Origin of the sequence: Nitrobacter sp. 62-13 (assembly GCF_001896955.1) — a bacterium.
GTDB lineage: Bacteria > Pseudomonadota > Alphaproteobacteria > Rhizobiales > Xanthobacteraceae > Nitrobacter.
Genome location: NZ_MKRN01000002.1, coordinates 34,246 through 40,687, shown reverse-complemented (window position 1 = coordinate 40,687; position 6,442 = coordinate 34,246). Strand labels below are relative to the sequence as shown.

Genomic DNA, 6,442 nt, shown 5'->3' with positions numbered 1-6,442 from the left:
GTTCGGCCGCACGTTCCGCGTGTTCGCCGATCAGACCCGCTCCGATCGTCGGGCGCTGGCGGCGTGTTTGCGCGGATCGCGGCGGCTGATGACGCAAGCCGAAGTCGCCAGCATCCTGGTGCCGACGCTGGTTGCCGTCGGCACCAGGGACGAGATCGCAGGATCGGCGCAGGCGCTCGCGAATATCATAGCGGGCGCCGAAGTGCTCGACATTCCCAATCGCGATCACATGCGCGCGGTCGGTGACAAGGTCTACAAGGAAGGCGTGCTGAAATTTCTGTCACGCCGGCCGTGAGGGCGATCCATAGCGGGCGGCGAGGGATCGCGCCGCTGCGATCAGCACCACGAATGTCGCGATCCAGACCATGCGCGCACCGTAACGGTTGTGCGGGCCCGATATCACGCCACAGATGAAGGCGTTGCCCAGCAGCGCGATGCAGGCCGTTATGGCAAGCAGTTCGAGGTCGTCAATGCGCCGTCGCCACAGAGCCGCCAAGGCGATCCCGGCGAGCAACAGCATCGAGGCGAGCGCGACCGGGATGTGAACCCAGTTGATCGCGGCGAACTTGATGCTCCAGTGCTGCTGCCGCGCGGCGCGCATGGCCTTCACCTGTTCGGGCAGATAGCGCTCGATGATGCCATAGGTATGCGGAATCCAGCCGCCGCTGCCTTCGCCGGTGCCGACCTGCACGAGTTGCTCCGCGGTGGCTTCGACCGCGGCTTCGGTCTGCCATAGCGGATAGGCGGCCAATGCTTCCGTGGCGATGAACTCCATCTCGTCGTTCATGCCATCGAAGCGGCCGAGCTTATTGAATATGCTGTCGTTGCCCCAGAGGAAGTCGTCGGCCGTCGCCGGCAGTTGGTTGCGATAGGGGCAGAGCTTCAGCTTGATCTTGTCGCAGTGGTCGTTGAGATAGCGCGCCACGATGCCGTCCTGCATCATGCGCCCGAACGACACGCCGGCGCCGCCCGGCGTCCACGCAAGCCGGCCCGACAGCGCGTAATTCGCAGCCAGCAGCATGAGCGCGCCGGCGACGAGCGTCAGGCAGCCCTGAACCAGTCCGGCGATCGGAAGTCTTCGGCCGAAAAACGGCTTGACGATCCACCCCGCGCAGCACAGGCCGAACAGCACGCCGAACGTCGCTGTGTGGGTCGCAGCCGCGAATGACGTGTAAAGAAACAGCGAGACTTTTTCGATCGTCGAAAGCTTGCCGTTGTGCATGACGAGAATAAACAGCGCGAGCACTGCCAGTCCCGCGAAAATGTCGGTCAGCAGCATGCTGGCGAGCCACGGCAGCGCGGTGCCGAGGATCAGGATGACGGCGATGCCGAGAAGCCGCCGCGGCTGCGCCATGCCGAGCACGCGCAGCGTCAGGTGCAGAATCCACAGCGTCAGCAGCGCCTGACATCCCAGATTGAGCCAGAAAAACGAGTCTTTTCCCAAGTGAAGATAGATGCCGTACACGGTCGAGCGGCTCGGCTCGAGATAGCCCTCGTACCATCGCGCCAGATAGCCGCCGGTGTCGTATTCGAGCAGCGGATAGCCGTTCCAGATCGCGGGGGCGAGCAGGAGGACGGGAATGACGATAGCCGCGATCCAGGCCCAAGGTGCCTCCGCGGCGCGCCTGTTGAGGACTCGGGTGGAAATGGGCGTGGCTCCGGTGGGCGGCGCGCCGTTCCGCCTGTTGAGTATCTGGCGCAAATGCATAACTTGTTTGACGTAAATTGGTCCGAAAGTGGCTTGAACTACGAAAATTCCGAACTGTCGGGGGTGACATGGAGCCCCGCCGGCGGGCCGATATGGTACGGTCGTTCAATTGCTTAGGTCGATTAACCCTAAGCGTGCCGGATGAATATCCGCTGAACGGCGAGGACAACGACGTCGCGTCATGCTATGCTGCGGGACGGAATTTCAAGGTTACGAGACGGCCATGGCGATCCAGCAGGTCAATCCGCAGAATTCGAAACTTGCGACGCTCGATCCGATCTGGGATCGGATCCGCAATGAGGCGGAGGACATCGTTCGCCGCGAACCGGAACTGGCGTCCTTCATTTATTCGGCGGTTCTGCATCACGATCGCCTGGAGGCGGCGGTGGTGCATCGCGTCGCCGAACGGCTCGACCATTCGGCTCTGTCGGGCGACCTGATCCGCCAGACGTTCGACGAGGCGCTGCGCGACGATCCCGATATCGGCAATGCGTTTCGCGCCGATCTGGTCGCGGTGTTCGACCGAGACCCGGCGACGTCACGGTTTATCGATCCGCTGCTCTACTTCAAGGGCTTCCACGCCATCCAGACTCACCGTCTCGCGCACTGGCTCAACCAGAAAGGGCGCAAGGATTTCGCCTATTATCTGCAGAGCCGCTCCTCGTCGGTGTTCCAGGTCGACATCAACCCCGCCGCCAAGATCGGTCGCGGCATTTTCCTCGACCACGCCACCGGGTTTGTCGTCGGCGAGACCGCCGTCATCGAGGACGATGTCTCGATCCTGCATGGCGTCACCCTCGGCGGCACCGGCAAGGAGAACGAGGATCGCCACCCAAAAATTCGTCATGGCGTGTTGATCGGCGCTGGCGCAAAGATTCTCGGCAACATCGAGGTGGGACATTGCGCGCGCATCGCCGCCGGGTCGGTCGTCGTGAAGCCGGTGCCGAATAACGTCACCGTCGCGGGCGTGCCGGCCAAAATCGTCGGCGCGGCCGGCTGCTCGGAACCCTCCCGCACGATGAACCAGATGCTGAACGCGATGGGACTTTGATCGTCAAAAATTTCTTCGAACATCTGAAATCCGAACAAACCTGTGGCGGCCTAAGCCGTCTCGCTCTAGAACCCTGCGAGCCCTCAGATTACAGCGGAGACCGCCGTGGACGTTCAGGAAGTCAGGAAGCTCGACGCCTATCTCAAGCGCGTGTTCGGCAATCCGAAGATTCGCGTGGTACCGCGCCCGAAGAAGGATGACTCCGCAGAGGTCTATATCGGGGAGGAGTTCATCGGCGTGCTGTTCGTCGATGACGAGGACGACGACCGCTCTTTCCAGTTTCAGATGGCGATCCTCGAGGAGGATCTGGCCGACGTCGGCTAGCAGGCTGTTGAGAAAGTCTCCAACGGTCATTTCCGGGCGAACCCGGAATCCAGCCACACTGATTTTCTTCGTATTTCTGGATTCCGGATCGCCGCTTGCGCGGCGTCCGGAATGACGACAGAGATTTTTCAACAGCCGGCTAGAGCATGATCCCGAAAAGTGGAAAACCGGTTTTCGGATTCATGCTCAAACGAAGCGAAGCTCAGTGGCCGCTCAGCACCAGCGTTTTGACCGGCAACAGCAACGCCTGAATACGCAGCAGCATCGCATGCACAATTCCGACCGCATCGATGGCGTGCAGCCACAGACCCTTCAGGAAACCGGTCTCCTTGGCGGCGATCAGATCGTGGTTGTCGGTATAAGCATTCACGATACAACGGCTGCCTGGCGTCACGCCATCGAGGCCGCCCTTGTAGATAGGCTCCATCAGGACAAGAATGGAGCCCGGCGCCGCGGCTTGCTGGGCCTCGATGAGTTGTTCGCCGCCACGGAATTGACCCGCCGCGATATAATCCTGCACGCTCGTGACCACCATCGGGATTACGGTCCATGGCTTTGAGATGCATGTCGCCTCGCCCAACATGCCCACTTTCATAACCTGTGCTTCGATTTGTCCGAATCCTGCCGCCAGTCTCTGTCTTCCCGCACCTTCCGGGATCAGGATGCCGGCGGGCCGCATCATCGGATTGACGACATCGCCCGGCCGCAGCAAAAATTGTTCGACGCGCCCGGCGACACCGGCGCGAATGAACGTCTTGTCCATATCCACTTGCGCTTGGGCGAGCGCTGCTTCCGCGCTGGCCTTCTCCGCGGGCAGCAGAGCCGTCACGCGCGCCATGATGGATTGATGTGCGGCGGTCGCCGCATCGACGGAGGCTTGACGGCCGGCGGCGGCGACTTCGAGCTTTTCAATGTCACGCTGCGGGACAATGCCCGGATTGCGCCTCTGCAGTTGGCGTTTGACGTCTAATTCCTCTGCGGCCTGCCGATAGGCGCTTTTGGCTTCCTGAATCTGCGCGTCTGCTTTCGCCACATCGGCTTGCGCCGCCACAAGTGCCGCATCGACCTCCGCGACCTTGCGGCGGGCGGCTTCAAGTGCGGCCTCCTGTTTTGAACTGTCGAGCCTGAACAGGACCTCGCCTTTTTGAACAGGAGCGCTGAAGTCGGCATGAACCGAGGCGACGCGCCCGATCGTCTCGGGCACGATCGGAACGGTTCTGAAGTACAAGGTCGCGCTGTTCGTGGACGGATGGAAATAGAAGATGACGGTGATCAGGGCGACCGTCAGCATCACGCACGCGGTGATGCCCCATCTCAATTCATACCAGACCGAAAAGAGCGTGATCTCCCGGCCAAGGCGTTTGCCTTGCGCATAGCGGCGGTAGAGATAATCGGGAAGCACCGTCAGCATCGAGCAGAGAAGCAGCTCAAGCATGACCTTGCTCCTTCGCTTCGCCGTCCGCGGTCTTGTCGGATACAGGCGTAGCCGCGTCGGTCGTTTCAGGCGGCTCCGTTGGATCGGCGTCGGGAGGAATGCCGGCGATTTTCTGAACGGAGGCCGCGATGCTGCGCAGTGGGGCGATGAAATCAGGCAGGTCGATCAGAGCCAGAAGCAATCCGGCTATCCAGAACAAATGATTATGCGTAAAGAGCGCGAGCAGGCAGAGCACAGCCACGATCTCGAACTGCAGCTTCTTCGATTTATGAGCCATCCGCTCCGGTAGGGAATGGAGCTGCAGATAGATGTTGCCGACGAACAGAACGGCCATGAGCAGAACGATGCCCATGACGACCATGAGTATGTCTATGTCACCGGGCGCGGTGATGAAGAGGGGCAAATGATGCGGCGTGAGCGGATGCAGCGACTCGTTCAAGGCAGTCCCCAATATTGCTCACCACATTTTACAATCGGTACAAACCTCGGAATTCCATCCTTGCATAAGGCGGGAACTTGGCAAGTCCTTTCAAGCTAAGTTTTTAGTTGTGTGATCCGTGGAGCTGCTGCGCCAGCCTCTCCATCGCGCCGGCAACGTCGCGCCACTCCGTCAGCCATTGCCGCGGAAAGCGGAACGTCAGGTCGGCGCCGCCGACACGGCGTTCGCTCAGGCACATGCCTGGCGTTGCCGCGTCGCGAGTGCAGCGCGCTACCAGCGCCGGCGTTTCGGCGACGAACAGGTCCTCGCCGGCATATGGCGTTCGCTCGCGGAACGCGCTGATCGACAGCCCGTCCTGAGACTGCGTCCGGGCCTCATCGAGATAGCGAGGATAGATCGTGCGAAGGCGAACGTCCGGTGCCAATGTATCGTGATGTGCCGCGATCGATAGGAAGATGCGATCGATCGGCTGCGGCGTCTCATCGATGGTCTCGGCGGTGACGCGCCTGGGCGCACCCGGAGTTGCCAGCGACGGATAGATGAAATTCAGATCGACGCTTTCTTGTGGTCCCGAGTGACGCTGGACCTTCCTGCGGAAGGCGTGAGGCGGGATATTGAACAGCGTCTCGCCGATGCTGACGGGAAGCCGCTCATTATTGTCGAACGTTTTGGGCGCCCAGGTTGGCCACAACAGCCAGGCGACGAGGGTCATCGCGATCGCCGCAATGAGCGCAGAGGCGAGAAGCGGGGCGAGGTGAGCCCGTCGCAGTTTATCGAATTCGCGCGATCGGCGCGGAACGGACGACAGCAGGGTCATGCGGCAGGCGAGATTATTTCCGAGACGACGAATCAGCCGCGACTATGACACGCATTGTGGAATTTTCGTGCGGCGGGCGGCCCGGAACGAGTGGCCTGCGCAACATCGCGGCGGGCGCTCCGTTAACCTTTCCTTAAGGATAAGGTGGCGGGGAAAGCGGTATTTTGCGAAGCAAAGGACATCGTTGTCGTGCAGCGGATGTCCTTTCGATGTCGCCGGATACGTTGAATTCCTTCTTCTCCCTTGGCATCGGGTTCGCCATCGCGGGCGCGCTGGCCAGCGGCTATCAGCTATTCATCAAACAACCGGCCGGCTTCGGATTGTTGCAGCAGGGCGTCGTGGTGAAGGCCTTCGCGGCGGTCCCGTTCCTGGTCTTTGCCGCGCCGTTCATCATCATGCGCAACACGCTTCGCGGACGACGCATCGAACGGCGGCGCTTTGAATTCGTCATGATGGCGACCGTGATCGCAGGCTTCTGGAGCCTGATGTCTGGCACTTGCGTGGTCATGACACTGCAGGCCGTCGGGTTGCTCGCCTGAATTGCGCCGTGGCATGATCGCCGCTGGCGGGACGCGGGCGGAGAACCGCTGCGTGCTTTTCCTCCATCCACTCCAGCAGGAGGCGTTATGGCGGTTTACGAACTCGACGGGCAGTCGCCCGATCTTCCG

Annotated in this window: 7 protein-coding genes and 1 pseudogene; 4 read left to right on the top strand and 4 right to left on the bottom strand. The window is 61.2% G+C overall.

Going from position 1 to position 6,442, the window contains the following annotated elements; all coding sequences use genetic code 11:
• Nucleotides 1-295 (top strand): annotated as a pseudogene (locus BGN91_RS00290) (alpha/beta hydrolase); the annotation flags it as partial.
• Here BGN91_RS00290 and BGN91_RS00285 read toward each other — a convergent pair.
• Entirely contained in the window at nucleotides 281-1,708 is a 1,428-nt protein-coding gene (locus BGN91_RS00285; protein ID WP_292609972.1) for a hypothetical protein, read from the bottom strand. The pseudogene BGN91_RS00290 and the gene BGN91_RS00285 sit on opposite strands and share 15 nt — an antisense overlap.
• 223 nt (nucleotides 1,709-1,931) lie before the next feature.
• Here BGN91_RS00285 and cysE point away from each other — a divergent pair, with 223 nt between their 5' ends.
• Together cysE and BGN91_RS00275 are read left to right on the top strand one after the other, a co-directional pair.
• The gene (gene cysE, locus BGN91_RS00280; protein WP_292609971.1) at nucleotides 1,932-2,759 is read left to right on the top strand and encodes a serine O-acetyltransferase; all 828 of its coding nucleotides are present in this window, start codon (nucleotides 1,932-1,934) and stop codon (nucleotides 2,757-2,759) included.
• Between the two features lie 105 nt (nucleotides 2,760-2,864).
• Nucleotides 2,865-3,083, top strand: a complete 219-nt coding sequence (locus BGN91_RS00275; RefSeq protein WP_025590201.1) for a DUF3126 family protein — start codon at nucleotides 2,865-2,867, stop codon at nucleotides 3,081-3,083.
• A 202-nt stretch (nucleotides 3,084-3,285) separates the two neighbouring features.
• Here the strand turns inward: BGN91_RS00275 and BGN91_RS00270 are convergent, their stop codons facing one another.
• The 3 genes from BGN91_RS00270 to BGN91_RS00260 form a co-directional block, all read right to left on the bottom strand.
• Complete coding sequence (locus BGN91_RS00270) at nucleotides 3,286-4,518, bottom strand: biotin/lipoyl-binding protein (protein ID WP_292609970.1); 1,233 nt, start codon at nucleotides 4,516-4,518, stop codon at nucleotides 3,286-3,288.
• Nucleotides 4,511-4,957, bottom strand: coding sequence for a hypothetical protein (locus tag BGN91_RS00265; protein WP_292609969.1), 447 nt, complete (start codon nucleotides 4,955-4,957; stop codon nucleotides 4,511-4,513). The genes BGN91_RS00270 and BGN91_RS00265 overlap by 8 nt, the downstream gene beginning before the upstream one ends.
• Before the next feature lie 103 nt (nucleotides 4,958-5,060).
• Complete coding sequence (locus tag BGN91_RS00260; RefSeq protein WP_292609968.1) at nucleotides 5,061-5,774, bottom strand: hypothetical protein; 714 nt, start codon at nucleotides 5,772-5,774, stop codon at nucleotides 5,061-5,063.
• 209 nt (nucleotides 5,775-5,983) lie between these two features.
• Here BGN91_RS00260 and BGN91_RS00255 point away from each other — a divergent pair, with 209 nt between their 5' ends.
• The gene (locus tag BGN91_RS00255; protein WP_292609967.1) at nucleotides 5,984-6,313 is read left to right on the top strand and encodes a hypothetical protein; all 330 of its coding nucleotides are present in this window, start codon (nucleotides 5,984-5,986) and stop codon (nucleotides 6,311-6,313) included.
• Nucleotides 6,314-6,442 lie beyond the last annotated feature (129 nt).

Coding starts and splice junctions, on each gene's coding strand:
- BGN91_RS00285 (WP_292609972.1), bottom strand. CDS start 1,708: ATGCATTTGCGCCAGATACTCAACAGGCGGAACGGCGCGCCGCCCACC.
- cysE (WP_292609971.1), top strand. CDS start 1,932: ATGGCGATCCAGCAGGTCAATCCGCAGAATTCGAAACTTGCGACGCTC.
- BGN91_RS00270 (WP_292609970.1), bottom strand. CDS start 4,518: ATGCTTGAGCTGCTTCTCTGCTCGATGCTGACGGTGCTTCCCGATTAT.
- BGN91_RS00260 (WP_292609968.1), bottom strand. CDS start 5,774: ATGACCCTGCTGTCGTCCGTTCCGCGCCGATCGCGCGAATTCGATAAA.
- BGN91_RS00255 (WP_292609967.1), top strand. CDS start 5,984: ATGTCGCCGGATACGTTGAATTCCTTCTTCTCCCTTGGCATCGGGTTC.